The organism is Tropicimonas sp. IMCC34011, assembly GCF_003390865.1.
Lineage (GTDB): Bacteria > Pseudomonadota > Alphaproteobacteria > Rhodobacterales > Rhodobacteraceae > Tropicimonas_B.
The window spans coordinates 293,194-318,949 of sequence record NZ_QMEJ01000004.1; the positions used below are offsets into that span (position 1 = coordinate 293,194).

17 protein-coding genes and 1 pseudogene are annotated in these 25,756 nt (G+C 61.0%); 2 read left to right on the forward strand and 16 right to left on the reverse strand.

Annotation, left to right across the window (positions count from 1 at the left end; genetic code table 11):
* Positions 1-3: 3 nt before the first annotated feature.
* Together DQG15_RS13405 and DQG15_RS13410 are read right to left on the reverse strand one after the other, a co-directional pair.
* Complete coding sequence (locus DQG15_RS13405; RefSeq protein WP_157968996.1) at positions 4-1,665, reverse strand: hypothetical protein; 1,662 nt, start codon at positions 1,663-1,665, stop codon at positions 4-6.
* On the reverse strand, positions 1,637-4,747 hold the full coding sequence (locus tag DQG15_RS13410; RefSeq protein ID WP_198665150.1) for an AAA domain-containing protein: 3,111 nt from the start codon (positions 4,745-4,747) through the stop codon (positions 1,637-1,639). Before DQG15_RS13410 ends, DQG15_RS13405 begins: the two co-directional genes overlap by 29 nt.
* 664 nt (positions 4,748-5,411) lie before the next feature.
* On the opposite strand from DQG15_RS13410, the gene DQG15_RS13415 reads away from it, so the two are divergent.
* Positions 5,412-6,893 carry an exonuclease domain-containing protein gene (locus DQG15_RS13415; RefSeq protein ID WP_116085994.1) on the forward strand — a complete coding sequence of 494 codons (1,482 nt, stop codon included), beginning with the start codon at positions 5,412-5,414 and terminating at the stop codon, positions 6,891-6,893.
* Positions 6,894-6,985: 92 nt separating this feature from the next.
* Here the strand turns inward: DQG15_RS13415 and DQG15_RS13420 are convergent, their stop codons facing one another.
* The 7 genes and pseudogenes from DQG15_RS13420 to DQG15_RS18420 all read right to left on the reverse strand — a co-directional run bounded on the left by DQG15_RS13420 (position 6,986) and on the right by DQG15_RS18420 (position 13,592).
* The gene (locus DQG15_RS13420) at positions 6,986-7,504 is read right to left on the reverse strand and encodes an exonuclease domain-containing protein (RefSeq protein ID WP_116085996.1); all 519 of its coding nucleotides are present in this window, start codon (positions 7,502-7,504) and stop codon (positions 6,986-6,988) included.
* A complete protein-coding gene (locus DQG15_RS13425) occupies positions 7,501-7,923 on the reverse strand; it encodes a hypothetical protein (protein WP_116085997.1) in 423 nt (140 codons plus the stop codon). Before DQG15_RS13425 ends, DQG15_RS13420 begins: the two co-directional genes overlap by 4 nt.
* Positions 7,920-8,342, reverse strand: a complete 423-nt coding sequence (locus DQG15_RS13430; RefSeq protein ID WP_157968997.1) for a hypothetical protein — start codon at positions 8,340-8,342, stop codon at positions 7,920-7,922. Before DQG15_RS13430 ends, DQG15_RS13425 begins: the two co-directional genes overlap by 4 nt.
* On the reverse strand, positions 8,329-10,149 hold the full coding sequence (locus DQG15_RS13435; RefSeq protein WP_116086000.1) for a TniQ family protein: 1,821 nt from the start codon (positions 10,147-10,149) through the stop codon (positions 8,329-8,331). The genes DQG15_RS13430 and DQG15_RS13435 overlap by 14 nt, the downstream gene beginning before the upstream one ends.
* A pseudogene (locus tag DQG15_RS13440) lies at positions 10,146-11,116 on the reverse strand (ATP-binding protein). The gene DQG15_RS13435 and the pseudogene DQG15_RS13440 overlap by 4 nt, the downstream one beginning before the upstream one ends.
* Positions 11,117-11,332: 216 nt before the next feature.
* Positions 11,333-13,078 (reverse strand): Mu transposase C-terminal domain-containing protein, encoded by a 1,746-nt coding sequence (locus DQG15_RS13450; protein WP_198665151.1) that lies wholly within the window; start codon positions 13,076-13,078, stop codon positions 11,333-11,335.
* Entirely contained in the window at positions 13,059-13,592 is a 534-nt protein-coding gene (locus tag DQG15_RS18420) for a Tn7 transposase TnsA N-terminal domain-containing protein (RefSeq protein WP_232830850.1), read from the reverse strand. The genes DQG15_RS13450 and DQG15_RS18420 overlap by 20 nt, the downstream gene beginning before the upstream one ends.
* Before the next feature lie 450 nt (positions 13,593-14,042).
* On the opposite strand from DQG15_RS18420, the gene repB reads away from it, so the two are divergent.
* Complete coding sequence (repB, locus tag DQG15_RS13455; protein ID WP_116086006.1) at positions 14,043-15,680, forward strand: plasmid partitioning protein RepB; 1,638 nt, start codon at positions 14,043-14,045, stop codon at positions 15,678-15,680.
* Positions 15,681-15,899: 219 nt separating this feature from the next.
* Here the strand turns inward: repB and DQG15_RS13460 are convergent, their stop codons facing one another.
* The 7 genes from DQG15_RS13460 to dnaA all read right to left on the reverse strand — a co-directional run bounded on the left by DQG15_RS13460 (position 15,900) and on the right by dnaA (position 25,673).
* Positions 15,900-16,367 carry a hypothetical protein gene (locus tag DQG15_RS13460; RefSeq protein WP_232830851.1) on the reverse strand — a complete coding sequence of 156 codons (468 nt, stop codon included), beginning with the start codon at positions 16,365-16,367 and terminating at the stop codon, positions 15,900-15,902.
* Between the two features lie 887 nt (positions 16,368-17,254).
* Complete coding sequence (locus DQG15_RS13465) at positions 17,255-18,340, reverse strand: hypothetical protein (protein ID WP_198665153.1); 1,086 nt, start codon at positions 18,338-18,340, stop codon at positions 17,255-17,257.
* 450 nt (positions 18,341-18,790) lie between these two features.
* A complete protein-coding gene (gene gyrB / locus DQG15_RS13470) occupies positions 18,791-21,208 on the reverse strand; it encodes a DNA topoisomerase (ATP-hydrolyzing) subunit B (protein WP_116086009.1) in 2,418 nt (805 codons plus the stop codon).
* An 80-nt stretch (positions 21,209-21,288) separates the two neighbouring features.
* Positions 21,289-21,912 (reverse strand): LysE family translocator, encoded by a 624-nt coding sequence (locus DQG15_RS13475; RefSeq protein WP_116086011.1) that lies wholly within the window; start codon positions 21,910-21,912, stop codon positions 21,289-21,291.
* A 24-nt stretch (positions 21,913-21,936) separates the two neighbouring features.
* A complete protein-coding gene (gene recF / locus DQG15_RS13480) occupies positions 21,937-23,031 on the reverse strand; it encodes a DNA replication/repair protein RecF (protein WP_116086013.1) in 1,095 nt (364 codons plus the stop codon).
* Positions 23,032-23,083: 52 nt separating this feature from the next.
* Positions 23,084-24,202, reverse strand: coding sequence for a DNA polymerase III subunit beta (gene dnaN, locus DQG15_RS13485; RefSeq protein WP_116086014.1), 1,119 nt, complete (start codon positions 24,200-24,202; stop codon positions 23,084-23,086).
* A gap of 112 nt (positions 24,203-24,314) precedes the next feature.
* Positions 24,315-25,673, reverse strand: coding sequence for a chromosomal replication initiator protein DnaA (gene dnaA, locus DQG15_RS13490; protein WP_116086016.1), 1,359 nt, complete (start codon positions 25,671-25,673; stop codon positions 24,315-24,317).
* Positions 25,674-25,756: the final 83 nt, after the last annotated feature.

Here is a 25,756-nt window from a genome sequence, read left to right on the forward strand (position 1 = left end):
ACCTCACTCGTCCTCGGTCGCTGCAGCGGGCTCCGAATCCGGCACACCCCCCGGACTCTGGTCCCGCTCTTCGACGACATCCTCCCGCGGCTCAGCAGCGCGATCCCGATCCGGCCGCTCAGCGTCTTCCGGCTCCGGCGCCGCAGCAGACCGCGGGGCGGATGGCAGGGCCGCCCTGGCCGCCTCGGTCCGCTCCCGCAGTTCGGCGAGTCGCTCCTGTCTTTCAGTGAGGAGTTCATCCAAGCGTGACAGCTCGTCGCGTCGTGCTTTCACGAGTTCATCAAGCCGAGCTTGATCGGTCCGCAGCTCTGCCAAGGCTGCACGGGCCTCTTCGTTGGCCGTCTCAGCGGCCTCGGTCGCGACCTCAAGCGCGTCGCGGCGCTCCTGCAGTGTCTCAATGTCCGTCTCGAAGCTCGAGGCTCGCCCGGCAAGCTCCGCAACGCGCTCCTGTTCCGTCGCCGCATCCGCGCGTGCCGACGCCAGTGAGGAACGAGCCACTTGGGCCCTCTCTTCGAGATCAGGTAGGGATCCTTCCAACTCAGCCTGGCGGGCCTCCAGCCGATCAACCTCGGCCTGAAGGCGGTTCATTGCCGTGCGCCGCTCATCGAGCCCGGCCAGTTCCTCCTCGGCCGTTGCGATCTGATCTTCGAGGGTGGAAAGATCGGCGCTGCGCGTCGACAATTGTTCTCGCGCAGTGTCCAGAGCTTCTGCGGTCTCGGTGCGTTGTGCTTCTATCCTGCTCAATGCGCCCTGTGCCACGTCGGCTTCGTTTTGCAGTCGAGAAAGTCGCGCCTCTGCTCCAGAAACGCTGGCATCCAGATCGGACCGCTGTGCTTGGAGGCTTTCGATCTCAGATGTAATCGCGTCGACATTGGCTTCGGCCGTGGCGAGGTCCTGTTGGCGTTCACTTACTGCGTCGGCAGCCGATTTGCGCTCTTCCTGCAGGGCAGCCAATTCGTTGCGGATCTCCGCCTCGTTTTCCGAAAGCTCTGAAATGCGCTCCTCGAGACGCGCTTCATCTTGCCCCAATTGCTCAACACGGCGCTGCTGCGCGCGAAGATCTTCGACTTGCGGTGCGAGTCTGTCCACTTCGCTCTGGAGCTCGTCGCGCCTGACCCCGAGAGCTTCGATAGAAGTTTCGGCCTGGGTCCGCTGCACGACCAGTTCGTCTCGCCTTTCCTCAAGGCCCTGAACTTCCTCTTCGAGACTCGCAACCTGGCCTTCGAGATTGTTCCGTCGTGACAGTGCTTGTGTATTTTCGCGTTCGAGCCGCTGGGCCTGGGCAATTGTCTCCCGTGCCTGGGCCAAGCGGTCCTGAATCGATGTCAACTCGTTCTGACTCGCTTCAAGCCTGGCCTGCGCAGCCGCCTCACGTTGCGCCGCGCTTTGGCGGCTGCTTTCAGCAGTGGCGACCTCTTCCGCAAGGTTCTGACTTCGATCAGATAGCTCACGAAATTGCTCTCTGGCTTGTTCCAGCTGCTGCTGCGCTGATTGCAGTTCGCCTGTGTAGTAGCCGAGGTTTTCTTCGATACGTCCATATCTGCGGTCGAGGGAATTTACTTGCAGCACCAAAAATCCGGACGCGAGGATGGCTGCCCCAGCCAGGCCGAGAGCGATCACGGTATTTCTGGTAGATTTACGATAGGTCCTGTTCGACTCGGTCAAGGCATCCCTCCATGTCCCTCGAAAGTTCGTCCACCCAGAACCGGCGAACGCGCCATCCGAGAGACTTCAATTGATGATCCCGCCAGAGGTCCGACGTCTTCCGCCGGCCGTCCGGACTTTCGTGCCACCGCCGCCCATCCACCTCGAGATCGAGCTTCGTCCCATTTGCACCGAACAGCGCAAAATCGAGCCGCCGCCCTGCGATCTCGTATTGGGGGTGCGGTTCCAGGCCGCGCTCTTTCAGCGCGTGGTAGACCTTGCGCTCCCAATCGCTGTCGAAGACACCCTCGCCTTTTCTGGTCCGCGGCTCAGTGGCCACCGCAGCGAGCTTCCCGAGCGCCTTCGACTGACCGGTCCGCGCGAAACCGAGATCACCGAATACGATGGCAACGGCGCGAGCGCGAGAAATGGCGACATTGAGGCGACGGGTGTCCCTCTGGAAAAACGTCATCCCGGATTGCGGACTGCGTGGCCCGACACAAGGTGAAAAAAGGATCAGATCGCGTTCCTGTCCCTGGAAACCGTCGACCGTTCCGACCTTGAAGTCGCAGGCCGTCAGCTTGGGCCGGTCGATGGCCGCCAAAATCGCGGTCTCGAGCGCGAGAACTTGTGCTCGAAAGGGGGTGATTACACCAATGCTGCCACCGTATTCTTCGTCCTCCAGGAGCTTTCGCAAATGCCGCACGATCGCGGAGACTTCGGCGGGGTTGACATTACCAATCTGTGGGATCGCCGGCGCCGGCACATCCTCCCACGTGATGCCCGGTTTGACACCGGCCGGCACCACCAGCCCTCGCGGATCATGCGAGGTCTGCAGCTGGCCCCCGTAGAAGGTCTCGCTGATATAATCGACGATTGGCCCGGCTGACCTGTATTGATGGCGCAGCGTGATCCTCCGGGCGTCCGGAACCCGCGACGCGAACTCGAACAACGACCTACGGCTCTGCGCGAACCGCCCCATCCTGGAGACGGGCAAGCCCTGGGCTTGCATCAGGTTGCGATCTTGGGCCTGGCCGAGCTGGGGGATGAAGGACAGCTGCCTGTCGTCGCCCACCACGACCGCCCTTTTCGCTCGAGCGAAGAGGGGGATCGCCGTTGCGATATCGCACTGGCTCGCTTCGTCGAAGATCACGAGATTGAACAGGCCGTCGTCGAGCGGAATGCGCCGAGGCGTCCCGAGTATCGATGCGAGCCACAGGGGCCGATGGCCCATCAAGGCCATCGACAGGTCGGACGGCGGATGTCCCTTGCCGCCGCTGAAAGTCCAATCGTCGTAGATTTCGGATAAATCCCGCCGCTCCTCCTCGGACAGGCGGCACCGGGCCGCCAGGATCACGGGCAAGAGCTTACCTGTCGCCTCGCGGATCCTTTCGCCCAACTCGATCGGATCTTCCGGATCGCCGAGCCTTTCTCTCATCGAGCGCAGGGTCGCCAGTGTTCGCCGAAGGTCTGAAAGACTCATGCCGCGACGTTCGAGGTTGTCCGGGATAGCCGCTTCCCCCCGAACGGCTCGGTCGGTGAAGACTGATCGGAGCCAAGAAATCAGGCGCCGCAGGAGACCCGTGGACGCCTCTCGGGCTTGTGTTGGCGTGACCTCATCTCGGCCATGCGCTTCATGCAGGTCAATCCGTTCGAGGACGTCCGATATCTCGCATTCGAGCTCGGCAATACGATCGATCTCATCGACCGCATCCGTCCGCCGGTGCGCCGTATCGATCAGCTTGCCCAAGGCCAATTCGTCTACGGAGGTCGCCCGCGATCGGCTCTCGTTCTCCAAGAGTTTCCTGAGCGCATCCGAAAATCCAGTGTCCGTCTCGTCATTGGGATTGAGCGTGCGAACCGTGAACGGCACGTCCGGCGCGAGAGACCCGAGGCGATCCTCCACCGCATCAAGGGCCTGGTGGTTCTTGGACGCGACCAAAACGCTCCCGCCGGCCGCAAGGACCGAGGCCGCCATTGAGACGATCGCCTGGCTCTTCCCGGTTCCAGGTGGGCCGGTCACGACCGTGAGCGGCTCCTCGCAGGCACCGCGGACGGCGCGCAATTGCTCCGTGTTCAACGGGACCGCATCAATGGCCTCAACAGGATTCGGGTTCGTTCCGCCTTTGATCCCGAGCACTTCGCCGAGCGCCGTACGCGCGATCCGTTCCGATGGCCAAGTGCCGATCATGTCGAGGTCGCGCGCCGCGCCTGCAGTGAACGATGAGTCCGTCGGGAGGACAATCGCCGCGCTGTCATAGATGCCTTGAGCGGAGGGATCGAGCTGGGAGGCAAGATCCTCCCCCACCAGGCGCCCACGAATCTGGCTTGCGACGGCAACCCTGAGCTTATCCAGGAAATCATCCGCGCGTAGTCCGAGGCCATCGTCCGCGGAGAAAAGGTCAGCCAGATCTCCACGATTCCAGCCGCTCGCACGGGCGGCACTCCGCACCCAGTCCGGGTTCAAAAGGACGTCGTCAGCATCGACCGTCAGCACGAGTGTTTCGGCCTCCCGCTTCCAAGCGGCGGCCAACATCCCGACGGGCTGGAATATCGGCACGCCGCCACGGCGACCCACCGCGATGGGCCAGCCGATTGCGAGCGCGTTCTCATGGCCTTCTCGACGAACGAGAGCTTCCTGAAAAGCAGGGTCGATTGCAGCAAGATCAATCGAAATTCGAAGGCAACGGTCCTCTCCGGGGTTGATGGGGCCCCGCCCGGAAATGAGCGACCATTCGATCCCGTGCTTATCGGCCACTTGCGTGATTGCGCCACGTGGATCGGCACGCAGTGCAGAACGCCAGTATCTGATAAGCGCTTGAGGATCGACACTTCCATCTCCAGCGCTCTCTACATCAAACGGTTCTACCGAAAGTGGCTCAGACGCGAATGTTGCAGCGGCCGCATGAATGACGGTTTCCGAACCCGCGTCTTTTTGTTGCGTGGTTACCGCCACACTTGGCGCACCTGTCGCAAAGTTCATGCGCTTGGCGCGCCAACGCCCATCATGTGCCTTTTCAACAAGGCCATCTCTCAATAGCTGGTCCAGCTCAGCGATCGCAGCGAGCCGCTTGTCATGAGAAAAAGCAGCACCGACAAGCACAAGCAATTCTTCGGTAGTTCGACCTCGCGGAAAAGCCCGCACCATCTTCAATACCAAAGACACTTTTCAGACCTGAAAATTAAATGAGCTATTCCGTTCAAATAGCAGACGATCACGCTGTCGCGCGTGCAGAAGATAGGTGATGCACCATCTGATCATGTGGATTTCATTCGCCTTCCACTCCAAGGAGCTATAGCGAGTCTCGGGTTTCTGCGCGGAAACATTTGAGACTTCTTTCAACGATCCAGATACCGCGAGACGGCACCTTTGCTTCCGTCCGTAGCAGCGAGAGTCCGCACTCGAACACTTTCACAACGTATGACAAACGGGCTTTCTATACACAAGCTTTCAAGAGCAGTAAGCTCGAGAGCCGTTTATGAACCGGTCGTCAGTAATTTTGGCGCATCCAGCGATCTCCCGCCGCCAAGTTTCTGCCGAGTTACGAGGCCACACAATGCTGAAGACCAGCCGCACCTACCGCCAGATGTGTCACGCCGGTGGATTCCATCTGCTCCAAAACGAGACCAGCGGGTAGCACTCGCGTCTGATCCTGGGCACGGGCTTCGTCACTGCCGCACTCACGCCCTCCGACCACCTCGACATGATCCACGTCCACAGCGCCGTCCATCGCCTGCAACGCTTGAGAACAAGGAAATACCCGACCATGACGATCGCCGCCCCTGATGTGCTCGCAGCCCTGATCGCGATGCCGCCTCGCCCGACTGCAGAAGCGCCCGACGATTGCCGGGGAATCTACGGTCTTGTCGATCACGAAGGAAAGCTGCGCTACATCGGCTCGACAGCTGCTGCCGACGAGACCTTTCGCAAGCGGATACACCATCGCCATCGCACCGGCTCGGAAAGCCACAGCCACTACTTCTCCCGCATGTATAACACCGGGCGCATGTACCGGCTGCGAAACGATGCTGCTACAAAGGCGGACGGAGATGTGGCCAAGCGCTTGCGCAACGCCTTTATCTCGGAATACTGCGCCGCGGTCTGGGTGCCTTTGCCCGACGAGGCCGACATCGCCGGATTGGAAGCACAAGTCATTGCACTGGCACCACCCGCGGCGAAGGCATGGAACTTCCGCCGGACGGATTCCTATGCTGAACCCGAGGCCCTCGTCGATGCACTGATCGAGCGGCTTGGGCTAAGCCCCTTCGAGCGGGCCGCGCTCTCACGCCAGAAGGCCCGCTTCGAAGGCGGTGCCGTCGCGGCGGAGACTGTCTTGCCGCCGTTGCCCGAGGGCCCCTTTCGCTTCTTTGCCCTCGACGTCGAGACGGCCAACCACGACCGCGCAAGCATTTGCCAAGTTGGTGTCGCCTGTGTTCGTCCGGACGACAGCATCGTCACCTGGGTCACCCTTGTTGACCCGCAGACCCGCCATTGGTCGTTTACCGGGCTGCACGGGATCCACGGCGGCATGGTCGGGGACGCTCCGCGTATCAACGAAGTGCTGGAGGCCTTGGAGCCGCTGCTGTCGGGCAGTATGGTCTACCAGCACTCCGGATTTGACCGCAGCGCAGTCCGTGCTGCCTGTGCAGGGCTGGGGCGTTCCGAGCCAGATTGGCATTGGCTGGATAGCGTTGGCGTTGCCCGCCGTGCTTGGCCTGAGCTCAAAGGGAACGGTGGGCACGGTTTGGCATCGCTGAAACAGTTCCTCGGCCTGTCCTTTGAACATCACGATGCCGGCGAGGATGCCTGCGCTGCTGCTCAGGTGGTTCTGCACGCAGAACGCGGCACGGCCGGGCGGCACAAAGTGCCGCGCGCGCTCGTCGAGGAAGTCGAGACAACGGCCCTACCCCCCGCCGAGCATCTGCCGACTGGGTCAGTGCTTGGTCGGGCGATCCTCACTGCAGGCAACCTGAAGAACAGTCACTTCTACCTGCGTGCCTTTTTCGACAAGTTCCCGCCCGAACTCGTTGATGCGAGTAAGGCGCCCGGTATGGGCGGCCACGTCGCGACGGTGATCTGGGGTGACGGAATTTCCAGCCGAACCGACATCTGCCCACGCCACAAGTTTTTCCGCGACCGAGCAAACACCCGGGCCTTCTTCGCGCGCACCGGAGCCAAAGCCGGCGACGAGGTCGAAGTAGTCCGGTCGTCGCGCGGCGTCTATTCCGTCAGGCTCATCCGAGCCTGACAGCACGCAACCAGCCGTGACAACGCCATGCGAAGAGACAGAATCAATATCGCGGCATATTTCCCGAGTGCTATTACCGTTTCCCGCTTCGCTCAGCAGCCTCCCTCGACCTGAACGGCACGCAGCCATGCCCTTGCCATCCTCGCACTGTCCGGGCCCGCCCGATGGGGCACAGCCGACCGCTCGAAACGCTCATACAAGCTATCGAGGGATGCACCGTGGAAGAGGCTGAAGTTCACTTGATCAAAATCGAGAATCGGGCCTACCGCATGCGTGTCGGCAGCATTCATCAGTCGCTCAAGCCACCTGCTATCGAAACAAGGAGCATCGGAAACCAGCAGGCGACCTGCCAGCTGCGCTCTTAGTTCTGAGGCCACGGCCTCCGGCGTCGGCGCATCAGTCAGGGCATCGAAAGGGATCCCGTGCACCTGCTCACTGGCATGCGACCAATCAGACATCGGCCAATCGTCAGCAGGCCGGATCAATGACGACCACGAGACGACGTCGCCGCCCGCAAGCCACGACAACCCAACCTCGATTGGCCAGCTATCGGCTGACAAGGAAGACGCCTCGAAATCCAAGGCGACATACTTCTCAATGGCAGGGATCATGACTTCGGTGGCTCGGCCATGCCGGACTCGATGGTTACAACATCTCTCCAGCCTTCCGCCTTGAGGGGGATCGCCTCTTCGGGAGTTACCAATCGCGTCAGCGAACGTGCGCTCCCCTCGTGCCAGAGAAGCTGGGGGCCCTTTTCAAGAAGGTTCGCAAGGTCCGCCTCTGAAAGCCGAGCTTGCAAAACCAAGAGCACTCTGTCGGCAATTCCAATTGCCTCTATCCGCGGCAGGTGCTCGTCGCGAGGCAACCTAACCTTGAACTCTGCCAATCGATGCAAAGGGGCATTCTTGACGATTTCATCGATGTCATACGAGCGGCTGGGGCGGTCCGGCCGTCTGAGGCAGAGCAATGACGCCAGAAAGGCTGAGCCACTCAGAAAGAGAACAATCATGACGGCGACGAACTCGCTCATGCCGTCCCCCGTGGGTCCGGATCCGAGTCTGGCGCCATCTCAGTGTTCCGCATGACCTTCTGGATTTCCGAAAACGCCTGGAGGCGTTCGTGTTGCGACCGGCTTTGTGCCCGTCCGAAAATGGAACGGACATCGCGCCCCTCAGGCCTGATCGTCCAGCCAAGTGCCCGAAAGGCGGCTTCTGCCTCGCCACGAATGAGGCGCCTTGTTGCCTGATCCTTCACCAGCGGCACCACATGAGCGATCTCGTTGTCTTCGCACGAATAGTGACGCTGGACTTCGAGAGCCGACAGGCATTCCGGGTGACTGGCCTCAATCCAGCAGGCGATGCGCACCAGATCTTCTTTGAGGCGCTGCTCGGCCGCCATTGTGCGTTCCATCGCGGCGAGGGTTTCTGGGGAACGTTCAATCTCGGTCATGGGATGCGCTTACCGACCAGCCTGCCGTCGTAAGGTCCGCGAGCCTGATCAGGTGCCCTCGCCAGGCGGGGCCATCCCTGAACGCGCCGATTGGCTCAACATGCGCTTTTTTGAGGCGCGCCATCACGAACCGAGCAGTGGTCTTTGTCTGCTTGGCCAGGGTTGCTGCCGGAACATACTCTGCCTGGAAACGGATAAGGTCCTCCGCTCGTATCACACGCCCGACCCGGCCTGCGTGCTGGAAAGTCTCGTGACCAAGAAGGCCCAGATCGCACCAATGTGCGATGCACTGATGCTTCCAGCCTGTCATTCTCCCGATTTCCTGGACAGTGAAGCCGGGCCCGCGAAGGGCTTCACGCAGGACCGCCTCCACGGCAGCTCGCTCAAATTCGAACGCGGCGAGGTTTCCGGACGAACTTGGAAGCGCGGGCCGGAGCCTGCCATCGCGGATCGCTCGAAGAACGGCGAGAACGCCTGCTCGGTCCGTTGTGAACCGGAGATTGATGTCTCTTAGTGCGATCGTCTCGCCTTCAATCGCGATGGCACCCTCTGCAACTTGGCTGACCAATGCGCGGGCGGCCTCCAGATCATGGTTGCCGTCCACCAGCGGCGGGAGGTCCATTGCGACTACGGTCTCCATGAAACCAGACTCACGGAGCAGATCATATTGGTTGCGCGACACGCCGAGTAGATCACGCAGAGCCTTCAGGTCGCCGAAGCGACACCTGTTTGCGCGGACGGTATCGACCGTCGTTCTGTGGAGCACGGTGTGCCGGTGGCCGAAACCCCGGCTGTAGAGTTTGCCGTCGATTTGCTTGTTGGCGACAGCGTCTACGATGCGATCCGGCCGAATACCGATCATGCGCGCCGCCTCTGCAGCCGACACCCACTCCCGTTCGAGTTCTGGAGACAGATCAATGGCACCGACATAGGCACCGTCGAACTCCTCACCGACAACCTTTGCGAGCTCAGACCGGAAGTCATTATATGCCGGGTGACTGAACCGCATCAGACGTTGATACCAACGGCCGAGCCTTTCCGGAGCGGTCGAGGCGCATCGTTCTCCGCGCTGCAAGCGCGCCGAGGAATCTTGCCGGAATGCACCGGGCCAATCACAGATCAAATCTGTTGCTGTGGCGAGGAAACGCCTCGCTTCTTCGATCGTCTTCGGGATGGTCGTCTTCCCGTGCTTCCCGGACCGGGTTGCAGCACCAGATGCTGCCAGAAAGAAGACAAACTCGCCGATGTCGCCGGGAGTCCGGAACGCCAACGCTGGGGGCAGTGAGGACCGGCTCGGATGCATCTCTCCGCCCACGAGCGCGGAGATTGCGAGTTCTGCGTTGGTGGCTTTGTGTCGTTCGAGATGCAGGAGCGACCCGCCACATGCGCACGCGCCGTAGCCGCCTATTCCTGGCACGAGCGAATCCCAGCAGATCGGACATTGGTCTACCAGCAGGAGGTCGTGTTCCGTGCATGCGGTCACGAAAACATGCCGCCAGGATTGCCGATGTGGGCGCCCCTCGTTGATGCAGGCGGGACAAACCGGCGCACTGTGCAACCGCTCGAAGCGCCGGTTAAGGACGGGACTCTCAGCTCTCCACCGTGGACTAATCGCGGCAAGTAGACCCTGCTCCACGTTCAGGTTCTTCTCCACAGTCGCGAGGTCCTCAATCATCCTGTGGCCATAGCTCGTGCCGGCCTGCCCCAGGTAGTCAGCCACATCTGCCCAGAAGTCAGCTTCAGCAAGGCGCCTCAGAAAGCCATCAAGGCTCTCACCATCCTGGGGTTTGATCGATACATGCATCATCCCGCTTGAGTTCCCCACTCGACTCCCAGTCCCGCGAGGGTCTCTACGCCGAACTCAAGGCCAGCTTCCGACATGATGGCAGCGAAAGATCGCATCAGGTCGACCTCATCGGGATCGCGGGATTCAAAGAAACTCGCCGTGGGAATACAGGATTGCTGCATCGATGCGGCGGCACGATGGAGATCGGAGAGAGCTATCTCGCGAGGTTTCGCGATGCCGAGCGCGCACAGCTTGATAATGCGCATCATCATCGGAACACGGCCGCCCGAGGCCCCATAAAGCCGGCGAACGAAATCTTCGAACTCAAGACCGACCGGGAAGCCAGACCCTTCAAGACTGACGATCGCGGCATCGGCTGCCGTGGCGAAAGCCTCGCGGTCATCGGACACCTGCCAGTCGTAAGGTTTCAAAAGGATAGTGCCACTGGCGCGGTCGCGAAGTTGCTCGTTCTGATCGATGATGCGCTGAAACCGCGGGAGCCCATCGAGTATGAGCGTCACCCCGGTTTCATCTACAATTGTCTTCAGATGGTCGGCGGCAGCACGCGGGGACAGGTTTGAGCCACGTTCCGCAATGTGATTGACTTCATCGAGGACCACCACATCGATGTTCAGGGCCTCCAACCCCTGAAAACGCGGGCCTTGACGGAAGTGGTCACCTCGTTCTGGCGAGGCCGTCGGCCAAGCTTGTTCAAAATGGCGACATAGATGTCCCTGCCGTTCGTCTGGGCCGGTAACTTAGCGCGGATTACATTCTTCATGGGTGGCAGAGAACGCGCCGGCGCGGCTTTTTTCTCGAGGCGGCGCATAATCTCTGACTTCCCGACCCGTGTAGGGCCGAATACCGGGATGATGCTCCCTGTCCCCGGCAACCGTGTAGCAAGCCTCATGTCGATCTCGGCGCTGGCCCGCTCGAAGGCATCGTGACGAACGATCTGGGAAAGAAGGGGAAGAGCGGTGCTGGTCATGTGTTACTCCATCATATCCATGCGGGGCAGTGTGGACCGCCGCTTAATGGTCAGCTTGGGAGTAGGTTGGTTCGCCCGCTTCACCTCAGAAGCATCGCTGCCGGGGGGAACCTTAGATTTCTCGAGAATCTCGGAGTTCCTCCGCCGAGCCTGTTCCTTTAGCCGCGACTTCTTCAGATCTGAAATCTTGCCACGACCAAGGCTCACGGCTTTCCGCTACGCCTCCAGAGCCAGTTCGATCGCATTTGACCGCGCGGTAAGGTCTTGAGCCTTAGATTCGTCGGGAACCGCGCGCAGCATCTTGGCTTCGGCAAAGCTGATCGCCGGCATAGCCTCCATCTTCGTGCTCACGACCAGCGGATTTGGAAAACCATCCTCTTTGTGAATAACTGCAATCTCACGAGCGTCCTCGGGATCGTATCGAATCTCGAACTTGGACCCTGCGCCAACCTGGGAGATAAACCGACGCAGCTGCCCCTCATTGTCGTTGAACTGGACGCCTTCAACCTCAAAGCCATACCTCTGAAGAGTCCTTTCTACGGTCCTTGAGCAAAAGACGTTTCGGATTTCCTCTGGTGTTTTTACGCTCAGAACCCGGCATTCGAGCCGCTCCCACGATTCTGTGGGAGATTCCGCTCGACGAAGCGGTGAATGAATGCCGCGCCGGAGCTTCTTGGCATGGACGTCGTATACCCACTTGATCAGGATGGCTTCAAGTTCGTCCAGAGTCAGCGTTGCCTCCAGCATCGCTTTATCAGTCCTTGCTCGGTTCGGCAGTTCTTTCGATGTTGTCGCACCTGGCAGGGTATGAAGGAATTCGTTGACTTCCCTCATAGCTCTTTCGACGAACGGTTTTCGATCCGGGCATCCCGGAGTATTCTTAGCCCACTCCATGTTGAGGGACTCGACAATTCGGGACAGATCGTATCCGCTGTTCTCCGACCCTTGATCTGAATGAACCATCTGTGGTGCACCGACAATCCTGATACGGTTTTCGATTCCATACTTGTCGAAGAACTCATCGGTCCGCACGGTCATGGTGTCCTTGAAGGCTCGGATGGTAAGAGCCTCTCGCGGTGCCTGCAGACTGAGCTGGACAGACAGAATGAGGCCCGTGGCCGCGTCCACCGAAAGGCAAATATTCGGTCGACCGATACACACGCGATCTTCATCGACGACCATCATGTCGCCAGGCGTTGAATCGATCTCAACAAGGTCGAAGGGGGCCTCGATCCTATGGTAGAATTGGGCCTGAAGGCGCAGCTTTCGCGCCATCGCGGTATCGTGCCGCGCCTTGATTATGTCGTCGACCCGGATTGTTTTAAGAATCGCCTCCAGACAGCGCTTTCCGCAATCATCTGGTTCAATTTTGTCCTTGGTGCACTTCTTGAGATATTTTTCCTTAACGTTCGCCGCGATCTTTCCAACCGAGAGACGGTCGTTTGTAAGATACAGCTCTTCCAAGACATCCCATGCGATTTCCTCATAGACTGAGTCATATCTGCAATTCCGATTTCCGCATTTTTGCGTCTCTGGGAGGAGTGCAGCAGGCCCTTTTTCATTCCTTTTCTTGCGCCAGATTTGAAGGGTGCGCGGAACCAGTTTCTGCGGAGCGACCCGACAATATTTGCTGTGCCCGTTGAGCTCCAGCTTGATCTTTTTCGCAGCCGCCATCGCGGTCATTCCGCGCTCTCGCAACTCACGCTCACGTTTGACCGCGAAGAGTGCCATTTGTTGCTTCAGCAGGGCGGTCTCATCCGGCATGAACCCCAGTGATGTGTCACCTTCGGGCTGAAACGCATGGCCGCCAGCAACGAGGCTCCGATAGACGCCGACCGTCGTCTCGAACATCTGGTCATCCTGGCCCTCGAGAATGACAGTTTTGTCAGACTTGAAGACGAATTTCAGTTTCCAGCCACCGGTTATGTGGTGGCTGAACTGTTTATGAAGTGCAGCATGCATCGAGAGGCAGCTCCATAAGATGACTCGGCTTGTCCACGACCGTGCGGACGAGGGTGTTTTTCGTGATACGCTCACGCTGAACGTCGCAGGTGAGATGACCGCGCGCGAGGCAGCCCAGCACCAGGGCATCCGGGTATCCGCGGTCCCTCAGCGCGCCGAGCGATACGCAATCACAGCTTTCAGCCTGAAGGTTCGCGATCTCTGATCGGCCGGGCGAGTATGTCCAGGCCATGGTCAAAGCCCGGATGTTCCTTACAAAGGCGTCATGTAGAACGCGGTCATCGAGAATGACCAGCCGGAAGCCATAGCGAGCAAGTATGCCCGGGTAGGCCAAGATTTGGGGCGCTCGGGCGATCAGCTCGGCGTGCTTGACCTCAACCAAGATCGGCCCGGTCTGCAACCGGAGTTCGAAGTCCGGCGTGTAGACGATAGGCCGACTCCCGCTATCCCTCGCCCACTGAAAGAGGTCTTCCTTCGTCGGAAACCGGCGACCAGTTGCGAGGTCGAAGGTCATCGGTTGAGTGCGCGCGCTCATGACACGCGGATCAAGACCGAAGGCAGCTCCCGCGCTCGCTTCAAGCCTGCTTTCGTAGGCCGTCAGTCGGCCTCCCGCGGGCGCGAGGTAATGCACCTTCTTTTCTGACCCCGCTTATGGGGGCGCCTGGCGACTGAGGCACTTTTCCAATCGATTCTCATGGAGATTTACCCTTCGTGTGAGTAATACTAAAGTGTGGAAGTGACATTCTGGGAGTCTTTTCTGGTGCTGACCTCATGACCGCACGCAGCGTCGAAGCATTTGCGCAGGATCCCAATTGGATCAGGTTTGGGAGTTCACTCACTGAGGCGCTGGAGGTTCCAGAAAGTTACGGCTTCACGAGTTCCGAAAAGCTCATGGCGGAAGTCGCACGCTTGCGTGGCGTCGATCCCGCGAGCTTGCGCAACCCCGCTTGCAGCAGTAGCTTGGATGAACACCAACGCGTCGGAAGCGCTGCACGACGAGAATCTGCGCGTCCCGATGACTGGCGTGCTCCTCCTGTCGCAAATCTCAATTCTTGACAAAGAGTTAGCCTCGGAGATCTTGCCGAAGTTTTTTTCGGGCGATGTGACGCGCGAGGAAATGAAGAGCGCTCTCCGCCACCTTCAGAAAAAGCCTGGCGGTCGCAGTAGCAAGGCACATACCCGGTCCAAGAGAGTCGCGGCGTTCGAGGATCTTGTCTTTGATTTCCTCACATCCAATCCTGGAGCGCTGGGTCTTGAAGAGAGGGTGAAGCTTTCCCACAGCCCTCGGAACTCGGAGGCTCCTGCGGACTTCGTAGTCACGTGCGACGGAGAGATGATCGCGGCTATTGAGGTCAAATCTTTCCGACAGAAACGGCACCATCGTTACCTCGTCGAGACGCTGGCGATGACGGCGCTCGCTGCGAAAACGTATAACCGAGCCTTCCTGATTGTTCCCGCAGACTGGGGAGACGCAATCGACAAGGTCGGCGACCTGATCGAGTCGCTCGGACTCGACGGAGTTCAGCATGCTGTGTTCTCGGATACCGACGGCGGGAAGCTGCGGTTGTGCGGTCGTTCTGCGCAGGGTCTGTCGGAGCCCTCTAACACCAGCAAGGCGCCCGACAGCGGCTCTTTCGTGAATATGCATGACACGCAAATCGACACGACGGAGGAAAGCAGCGTGACTGATGCAGTGGACAGGCCGGGATCACCTGATCCTGCCAAGAAACGAGAGTTGGCAGCTGCCAACTTCGGGGCAACGACGGACCGGATCGTCGCGATCGACCCGTCACTGGTCCATTCGGCCGGCATGAAGGATCGAATGGACGGCGGCCTGGAGGACATCGACTCGCTGACCTCGAGTATTCGAGCAGTGGGCCAGAAGATCCCGATTATCGTCCGTCCACACCCGGGTCTTGAAGGTGAGTATCAAATCGTTGCCGGTCGAAGGCGACTTGAGGCCTGTCGGATCGCTGGCTTGCAGGTGCGAGCAGAAATCCAGGCCCTGGACGAAAAGGAACTCGTCTTGGGCCAGGCGATCGAGAACATCGCAAGGGAAGACCTGACCTACATCGAGCGTGCACGCATTGCGGTTCGGATGGCCGACGAAGCTGGTCTTCCTGAAGCGTCCATCGATGAAGCCTTCTGCTGCGGCAAGACGGACCGATCGAGATACTTGAAGATCGGTCGTGGGGTGCCCTCGGACATCCTTCGCTGGATCGGCAAGGCACCGTCGGTGGGGCGGCCCCGGTGGGAAAAGCTGGTCGGTTTGCTGAGGCTGGACCCAGAGGCAGAGCCCCGGGCAAGGCGCCATATGGCGGCGCTGGACGATGCGGCCGCCGACCTGAGCTCGGATCAGCGCTTCGCCCACGTGTGGCAAGCGGCCGGGCAACCACCTGTTCTAAATGAACCTCAGGCGGCGCTGGAGGAGCTTGTTTCGATTGACGGAATTAAAGGGCCGATCGCGCGCACAAAGAGGTCTTCGGAAGGCTTGGAGATCACCCTGTTCGACGGAAGCAGAGAGGGACTTCTTGAGTGGGTCGAGGCCAACCGGGTGTCCGTGATTGAGCAGATCATCAGGATGCACGAGGAAAAGAACTGAGCCGGATGGATACACGATCTGGGACGCGTTCGCCGCTACTTCATTCCCGCTTTGGCGAGCTGACGAGATCCGGAAGAAAACCATTCTAAACGGGGAATCGTCGCTCGCGGCCGAAAACCGCCATTGATCGAGACGGACAAAGGTGCAGTGCAGAATCGACGAAGCGGTCATTCGTCGCATTCCCAATATCAAAGCTTGCTCAGAAGTTTTTCACTTGCATCACGTCCTACGCCGAATGGCGTAGAGATTACCGACTGCAGAGACGGTTGTTTCAAGGCGGCTGTAAAATTCATCCAAGATGCTCGGCAAAGTCGCGTTTATCTTATTGTCGGTAGAGAAAAAGCTGCGTCTATTGCGTGAGGCATCAAATCGACCCTCGGTCATGTCCGGCGCAAACACAAAGCGCTCCATCAATCGACGCCTCTTGAAGAGCTCGTAAACGCGCGGTTCTGTATCAAAATGTCCATCGTGGATGATGCGGTCTCGGATTGACGATATTTGCCGGATCAGTTCGTCTTCGACGAACAAGGTGTTGTCCCTTGCGTTCATCGCGAGGTCCTTCCGGTCCCTATACTGTTTCGCGGCAGTTCGCAGTTTTGGATATGCAGAGAAGTCCTGCGGCGGCCGCTCGGCTTCAAGTGCCAGCTTAACTGTGTAGTCAAGGATCGTCCGCATCCGGGTGAACACTGATTCGAGATGCCCGTGCAAAGGAATTGCATCTCAGGACGAAGAAAACCTAAGACCCACTTTGCCTTGATCATTGTAGTGGTGAAATACGGCATCGTTTAGCAGGCCATAGAAAGCGCCTGCAAATTGATAAACCTGCGCGCTGGAACGCTGGATGTTACTTAAAAGAGCGGCGACGTCCTGATGATAGAGGAAACGGTGGAGATACTCATCCGGTCCGGATCGAGAGAGGAGCTGCTCGAACTGTGTTTTCGACAGTCGGCTCTCGGGAGTAAGACCTGCGTCGTATACCCAAGATGGCATCCGCTCGAAAAAGACCTTTGCCTCTGTCTCTGAAAGGATGGATCGTCTGATATGTGCATGTACCCCTGAGCTAAGACTGCCGAAGTCGAGATCGGCAGACGTATCGATCCGTCGCCAAAATCCTTGGACATCAAAAAAAATGCGGGTTTTCCATCGTTTCTCCGGGTACGTGTTGGCCTCCCGTTGAGGTTCTTTATGGGTCGATCGTCTTCCGGGCGCGGGACGAAGCCATTGATGCCCTCACCAGGTGCGGGACGAGCGATCTGCACCGTCGTCTGAAACCAACCCTTTGAAATCTTCTTTGGCATTGACCTAACCTGCGGACGCCTGATTGGCCCGGATAGGGAAATAGAGACTGTAATGCGTCTCATTCCGTTTCATCGCGATCTCTCTGGTTTCCCCCTCCGGCATTGCGGACCCTAAAGCCGCCAATATGTCGATGCATACGGCTGAAGCAAGGAGGGTTTGTTGAAATGTTGATGTCAATTCCCCGTTGTCGAAAACTCGCTCACTGATGCAGGCACTTTTGATCTGCACACTATTGGCCAGTCATTCAATCAACGGCCAGTGGATGAGAAGAAGTTCTAAATATACTTTCGGTAGTCGCCGCTCACCGTTTGCCTCTCTGGGACATACTTCAGCACATCGCCACCTTTTCGTGCCGCCCGTATGGGGATGGGTAGTCTTTGATTCATTTGTGTAGAGTTCCAATTCACCTTAGTGAGACTGAACACCTCTTTTGCGATCTGTTCGATTGTGCTCTCGCTTTGCGGGTGCGGACAGATCAAAAGAGGATTCGGGACATAAAGCCCTGGATAGGTGCCGTAGTAAGGAATACTACCGTTGGTATAGAGTAGCCCATTACCTTCCAGCTCAACGAAGGTACCTCGGAGAACGGGGAAGTCACCGTCGCGCAGCACCTTGACCGAATAATTCTCATGAATCCAAACGAGGTCACGCAGTTCCACTCCCGCCTCGTCGAGCGCCTCGCCAACGCCCTCAGCCTCATCTTCGCGAAAGCGCGAAGTCTTCATGACGATTACGCGCGCGGGCATCGTTCTGTGAACAGATTTGTATGCGGCCAAGGCGCTCTCGGTGAGTTTGTGAGCTTCCTCGATGGTTAAGTACGGGTGGCGACCCCGCGACTCTGATTGTGCGGGGCCGCCTCGAAGAATAAAACCTCTGCCCCGCTCATCGAACATTTGTGCGGCACTGGTCCATATCTCGTCGGTCTCGGCATCCTTGAAGAAGCTGATGCCAATGTAGCAGGCGGTGAACTCACCTATTTCGGGCATTCGGCGCCAGGGCACCTTGCCACTGCCCTTGTAGTAGAGCGTCGTCATAAGGTTCCATGCGAGGTCAGCTCGGTCTTGGGTTTGGCGATCAGAGTTCTCCTTGATCTTGCGGGGGATCTTTGCATCGGGATTGATGACATCCTCCCAGACAATCTGAATCGAGAACCTGAGCTTCATCGCTCTGGCTTTCAGTAGGCCGCGAAAATTCGGAGGGGTTTCTTTACCAGCTTTAGTATCGGCGTCTTCGCCCTCAATGACTCCGTCATCGCGTGCCCTTTCGTTCCCCCAGACGCGTTCGATCAGCTTGACAGGCAGCGACACCATGATCACATTCGGCCGTTCATGATGCGCTTCCAACTTTTCCAGTTGCGCCATAACTGCGTCGACCGGGAGATGCTGACTTGGCGGGCTCGAGAGACCGGGGTCGATTACCAGTTGTCACGAAGGTAGCGGAGCTTCCCCTTTCCCTCCATGGTGATCGCTGCCGAGGATGCACAGTGAGCCCAGGCACTCTGGCATCCCGCTCGACATCTCAAGGTCCGCCTGCAGCCGGTCATCGCATCCGCTCTACGCTCGCGACCTCGCACTCCTGGCAACTTCCTTCTATAGCGAATTGCTCAGCGTAGCCTTCATGGGCAATGGCCAATTCCAGGCCAGAACAGAAAGATACTGCCGGCCGCATCGCTCCGTAGAGGCTCTACGCCTGATCAGTTCGCGAAGTAGGTTGCCGCTTTTAAAGGATACGACAACCCACTGACAAGTATAAATATTTCAATTTTATTCCGTCATCCCTCCGCGAAAAACTACGCGCGCGCCTACATCGCCTCACGCGTCGAGGTTCTCCACGGAAAGCGCGTTGGACTGGATGAACTCGCGACGGGGCTCGACGACGTCGCCCATGAGCTTGGTGAAGATGTCGTCGGCTTCAGCGACGTCGTCCACGGTCACGCGCAGGAAGGTGCGGGCTTCGGGATCGAGCGTGGTCTCCCATAGCTGATCGGGATTCATCTCGCCCAGGCCCTTGTAACGCTGGAGCGACAGGCCGCGCTGCCCCTCCTCGAGGATCGCGTCCAGGAGGCCGAGCGGCCCCTCGATCTGGATGTGCTTGTCCTTGCGATGGAGCTGGGCGATTCCGCTGTAGATGTCCTGCAGGGCCTTGGTGTGACTGCCGAGCCTGCGCGCCTCGCCGGAGCGCATGACGTGACCGTCGAGGATCCGGGCCTCCTCGACGCCGCGGACCATGCGCGACAGGCGGATGCCCTTGTCCTGCGTGGGACGGCCTTGCCAGCCGCGCTCGTATTCCAGCGACACGAGGTCGAGCCGTGAGGCCGCGGCATCGGCCACGGATTGCTGGTCCTGATCGATACGGCCGGGCACGAAGGCTCCCGAGATGGCGGCCTGTTCGAGGATCCGGTGCTGATAATGCGTCGGGAAGGATTGCAGCATCCGGCGGATCTCGCGCGCCTCGGTGACGACGCGGACGAGGTCATGGCCGGTGATTTCCTCCCCCGTGGAAAGCCGCAGCATGGCGCCCTCCACCCCCATGTCGATCAGGTAATCCTCCAGCGCCGGATGATCCTTGAGATAGACCTCGGACTTGCCGCGGGAGACTTTGTAGAGAGGCGGCTGCGCGATATAGAGATAGCCGCCCTCGATCAGCTCCGGCATCTGCCGGAAGAAGAACGTCAGAAGCAGGGTCCGGATGTGGGCCCCGTCCACGTCGGCATCGGTCATGATGACGACCTTGTGGTAGCGCAGCTTGCCGATGTTGAACTCGTCCCGCCCGATGCCGGTGCCGAGGGCGGTGATCAGCGTGCCGATCTCCTGGCTCGACAGCATCCGGTCGAAGCGCGCGCGCTCGACGTTCAGGATCTTGCCCTTGAGAGGAAGCACGGCCTGGTTCTGGCGGGCGCGGCCCTGCTTGGCCGAGCCGCCCGCACTGTCACCCTCGACGAGGAAGAGTTCCGACTTCGCCGGGTCCTTCTCCTGGCAATCGGCGAGCTTGCCCGGCAGCGAGGCGACGTCCATCGCGGTCTTGCGGCGCGTCAGTTCCCGCGCCTTGCGGGCCGCCTCGCGCGCCAGGGCCGCCTCGACGATCTTGCCGACGATCATGCGCGCTTCCTGGGGGTGCTCCTCGAACCACTCGGCGAGCTTCTCGTTCACGAGGCTCTCGACCACGGGGCGCACCTCGGAGGAGACCAGCTTGTCCTTGGTCTGGGAGGAGAACTTGGGATCCGGCACCTTCACCGACAAAACGCAGGTCAGGCCTTCGCGCGCATCGTCCCCGGAGAAGTTGATCTTCTCCTTCTTCGCGATGCCGGACTGGCCGGCGTAGAGGTTGATCGTCCGTGTCAGGGCGCCGCGGAAGCCGGCGAGGTGCGTACCACCGTCGCGCTGCGGGATGTTGTTGGTGAACGGCAGGACCATCTCGTTGTAGCCGTCGTTCCACCACATCGCGACTTCGACGCCGATGCCGTCCCGCTCCCCTTCCATGAAGATGGGGTCCGGCATGACCGACGACTTGGAGCGGTCAAGGTAGCGCACGAATTCCCGCACGCCGCCCTCGTAGCAGAGTTCCACTTCCCTGACCTCGGCCGGACGTTCGTCCCGCAGGACGATCTTGACGCCGGAATTGAGGAACGCCAGCTCCCGCAGGCGCTTCTCGAGCGTCGCGAAGTTGTAGTCGAGATTGGAGAACGTATCGGTCGAGGCGAGGAAGCGCACCTCGGTGCCCTTCTCCCCCTCGGACTCGCCCGTCACCCTGAGGGGCTCCGCCGTCTCCCCACGCTCGAACCGGGCGTAATGGGCCTTCCCGTTCCGCCAGATGCGCAGCTCGAGGTAGTCGGACAGCGCGTTCACCACCGAGATGCCGACGCCGTGCAGACCGCCGGACACCTTGTAGCTGTTCTGGTCGAACTTACCGCCCGCGTGCAGCTGGGTCATGATGACCTCGGCCGCGGAGACGCCCTCCTCCTCGTGGATATCGGTTGGGATACCCCGGCCATTATCTCGGATGGAGACCGAGTTGTCGGCAAGAAGCGTCACCGTCACGGCATCGGCATGACCGGCAAGCGCCTCATCGATGCCGTTGTCCACGGCCTCGTAGATCATGTGGTGCAGGCCGGAACCGTCGTCCGTGTCCCCGATATACATACCGGGACGCTTGCGAACGGCCTCCAGGCCCTTGAGAACTTTGATCGAACTGGCGCCGTAGTCTTCGGGCTGCCGGGCGGGTTCGGACATCTGCACGATCCTTGTTATTCTGCTTGCCCGTATATCGCGAACCAGTGGGGATTGTCACGCAGCGCCCACAATATTTGGTGTCACCCGAACGCGATGGCGAGTGCGACGGCGAGAAGCATCCCGCCGGCGATGCGGTTCGTCCGCCGCACCGCGGCAGGCGAGGACAAAAGCCGCCGCGCGCGGTCCACGAACGTCGCCACCACGAGGTTGCCGAAGAGCGGGATGACGAAGGAGATGCAGGCGATAAGGGCGATGTCCGGCCCCGTCAGCGCATCCAGATCGAAGAAGCCCGGCAGCATCCCCATGTAGAACAGGATCGCCTTCGGGTTCGCGAGGATGACAGCGACGCCGGCAATGAACCCGGCGCGGCGGCCAGGGCGGGTCAGGCGGCTGTCCGAGCCCGCGGTCAGGACGGCAGGCTTTCGGATGAGCTGCGCACCCATGACGGCGAAGAGCACCACCGCAACCCAGCGAAGGATCTCGAGGAACCCGCCATAGACGGACAGGATCCAGGTCACTCCGAAGATCGCGAGGACCGGCCAGAGGAGATCCCCGATCGCGACGCCGATCGCGAGCGGCCATGCCGCGGAGAACCCGCCAGCGAGCGTGCGCGCCGTCAGCGCGACCCAGACCGGGCCCGGAGTAAGGAAAAGGGCCAGCAATCCTCCGGCATAGAGCGCGAGCTGTGCGGGGCCGAGCGTCATGTCAGATACCTCATCTCGGGCTCCTCACGTCACATCCTCCACCCGGGATATGCCATCTGCCTCGGTCACGTGGAGCCGTTGCGCCCGGCCCTCGAGAGGCTCGAACAGCTCCGGTCCCGTCCCCGTCATCCAGGCCTGCGCGCCGAGGCGAACGATCTCGTCGTAGAGCGCGGCGCGGCGCCCCTCGTCCAGATGTGCGGCGACCTCGTCGAGCAGGAGAAGCGGCGGCGCACCGGCATCCTCGGCCACGGCGCGCGCCTGCGCCAGCACGAGGCTGATGAGGAGCGCCTTCTGCTCCCCGGTGGAGCATTGCGCCGCCGGCACCCCCTTGGCGGTGTAGGTCGCGCCCAGGTCCGTTCGGTGCGGGCCGATGAGGGTGCGGCCGGCGTGAAGGTCCGCTGGGCGGCCCCGGGCAAAGGCCTCCGCGAGCGCATCCTCCTCCTCGGGCCCCTCCGCCTCGACGAAGAGATCCGCCGCGGGAAAGGCCGTCACGGCCCCCTCCTGCGCCGCGGCGATCCGGCTCAGGGCCGAGCGCCGCGCCGAAGCGATCCGCGCGCCGGCGCTCGCCATCTGCGCCTCCAGCGCCCCGTACCAGCCCGCGTCCCGGACCTGGTCCTTCAGGAGCCGATTCCGCTGCCGCATCGCCTTTTCGTAGGCGAGCGACGCCTCCCCGTGGCCGGGATCGAAGGCGAGGACCATGCGGTCGAGAAACCGCCGTCGCCCCTCGGAGGCCTCGATCCAAAGACGGTCCATGCTCGGCACGAGCCAGACCACGCGGGCGATCCGCCCGAGCGCGGCCTGCGGCGCCGGCTTGCCATCCACCTGCACGCTGCGCGGACCGCCCTCGGACCAGGTCTCGACGGAATGCCGGCCGGAGGGCGTGTCCATCTCCGCACCGATCTTCCACCCGAGCGCCTCGGGGCGCCGGGCGATCTCGTCTGCCCCCGCGCGCCGCATCCCGCGGCCCGGCGAGAGCAGGGAGACAGCCTCGATCAGGTTGGTCTTCCCCGCCCCGTTCGGCCCGAAGATCGCGACCGGCCGCGGCCCTGCCTCCAGAGTCATCCGGCGGTGGGATCGGAAATGCGACAGGGTCAGCTCGGTGACGGCCAGGCCGGGCATGGCGCCCCTTTATCTTGGCGAAGGACGGCGGCGAGCGCCGCCCCGTCCGGGCTCAGACCCGCATCGGCATCACGACATAGACGGCGGAGGTGTCGGACCCCTCGCGCATCAGGGTGGGATCGCCCGAGGAGTTGAACATGAAGACCGCGTTCTCGCGGTCCACCTGGCTCGCGATCTCCAGGAGGTACTTGGCGTTGAAACCGATTTCCAGCTTCTCGTCCGCATACGCTACGGCCAGTTCCTCCTCCGCCGCGCCGCTGTCGGGCGCGTTGACCGAGAGGACCAGCCGATCCTCGTCGAGGGAGAGCTTCACGGCCCGGGAGCGCTCCGAGGACACGGTCGCCACACGGTCCACCGCGCGGGCGAATTCGCTGGCATCCACTTCGAGACGCTTGGGATTGCCGACCGGGATCACGCGGGCGTAATCCGGGAACGTCCCGTCGATGACCTTGGACGTCAGCGTGATCTCGGGCGTCGCGAAGCGCACCTTTGTCTCGCTGACGGAGACGGCAATTTCGGTCTCGTCGTCGTCCAGAAGCTTGCGCAGTTCACCCACGGTCTTGCGGGGCACGATCACGCCCGGCATGCCATCGGCGCCCTCTGGCAGCGGCGCGTCGATACGGGCGAGGCGGTGCCCGTCCGTCGCCACGCAGCGCAGCGCCCGCCCGTCCTCGCCGTCCGCGAGATGCATGTAGACGCCGTTCAGGTAGTACCGCGTCTCCTCGGTGGAGATCGCGAACTTGGACTTGTCGAACAGCCGCCGCAGAACCGGCGCCGGAACCGCGAAATTCGCTGTGTACTCGGCGCTTGCCATGACCGGGAAATCTTCCCGCGGCAGCGTCGCGAGGTGGAAATGCGAGCGTCCGGCCTCGACGGACAGACGCTGGGAGGCGGTGTCGTCGACGAGTTTCACCAGCGCTCCATCGGGCAACTTGCGGACGATCTCGTGGAGCGTCACCGCCGATACCGTGGTGGAGCCGGCTCGCTCGACTTGGCCCGGCACCTTGTCCACGACCTCGATGTCCAGATCCGTGGCGCGGAAACTGACCGTGTCGCCGTCCGCCTCGATAAGCACATTGGCGAGGATCGGAATGGTGTTCCGGCGTTCGACCACCGACTGGGCATGGCTGACCGCCTTCAGAAGCGTGCCGCGCTCGATGCTGATCTTCATGACAGGCGCTCCATCTACCGCAGGGAGGCGCACGTTACCCGCTTCGCGGCGCCGCACAAGTCCCCGAAGGGACGAGAGGCGACGCCTGTTGCAGTCGCGCGAAAAGGTTGGGTCAGGATTGCAGGCGGCGGCGGAGGATATCGATGTCCTCGGCCAGTTGACGGTCCCCGACCATCAGCTCCTGGATCCGCTTCACCGCATGGATCACCGTCGTGTGGTCCCGGCCGCCAAAGCGGCGCCCGATCTCGGGCAGGGAGCGGGAGGTAAGATCCTTGCAGATGTACATCGCGACCTGCCGCGGACGGGCAATCGCGCGCAGGCGCTTCGGCCCGATCATGTCCGACAGGCGGATGGCGAAATGCTCGCTCACCGCGCGCTGGATCTCTTCGATTGTCAGCGCCTTCTCGGAGGACCGGAGCGTGTCCGACAGGCAATCTTGCGCCACTTCCAGCGTGATCTCCCGCTCGAGGAAACCGCCATGGGCGATGAGCTTCTTGAGCGCGCCTTCCAAGGTCCGCGTGTCGGCGGAGATGCGGCGCGCCATGAACTCGAGGACGTCCGGCTGAACCGAGAAGCCCGGCGCCAGCGAACGATATAGCTCGGCCTTCTGTTGCAGGATGCCGAGGCGCAGTTCGTAATCGGTGGGCAGAAGGTCCACCACGAGGCCGGACTGCATCCGGCTCGCGATCCGGTCCTCGAGCTTCTTGATGTCGCCCGGCGCACGGTCCGCGGAGAGCACGATCTGCTTCCGCTGGTCCACGAGGGCGTTGAAGGTATGGAAGAACTCTTCCTGCGTACTGTCCTTGCCGGCGATGAACTGGATGTCGTCCACCATCAGGATGTCCACCGAACGGAACAGCTCCTTGAACTTCATCGTGCCGTTCATCCGCAGCGCTTCGACGAAGCGCATCATGAATTTCTCGGCCGACAGGTAGACCACGCGCAGGTCCGGACGCTCGGTCCTGAGCTTCCAGGCGATGGCGTGCATCAGGTGCGTCTTACCAAGGCCCGTCGAGCCGTAGAGGAACAGCGGGTTGAAGGTGATATCCGTGGCGGAGGCGACGCGACGCGCGGCGGCATGGGCCAGCGCGTTGGACTTGCCGACGACGAACTCGTCGAAGGTGCAGCTGGGATCGAGAGGCGCGCTGGTGTTGTCGTGCTCCTCCGCCCTGGGGCGGGCCGGAGCGGCGTCACTCCGGGCGGGGGACGGCTTCGGCGCCGGCGGCGCGGCATCCACGAGCGCAAAATCGAGACGGTCCACCGGCGAGCCGGACTGGGCGAAGCCGCGCACGATCAGGTCGCCGTAATGGCGGGAGACCCAGGTGCCGAAGAAGCCCGTCGGAACCTTGAACCGGGCGACCCCCTCACTCACGCGATCGAATTCGAGCGGCTCGATCCAGCTCTTGAAGCTGCTCTGCCCCACCGATCTGCGCAACTGCTCCTGCACTTGCCCCCATGCTTCGTGCGTCATGCCCGACACGCTCCTGCGTCAATTTCTTGCCTCTTTGCAGAGCCTGCTTTGGTGCAAGGCCCCGGCAATTCACAGCAGGCCGG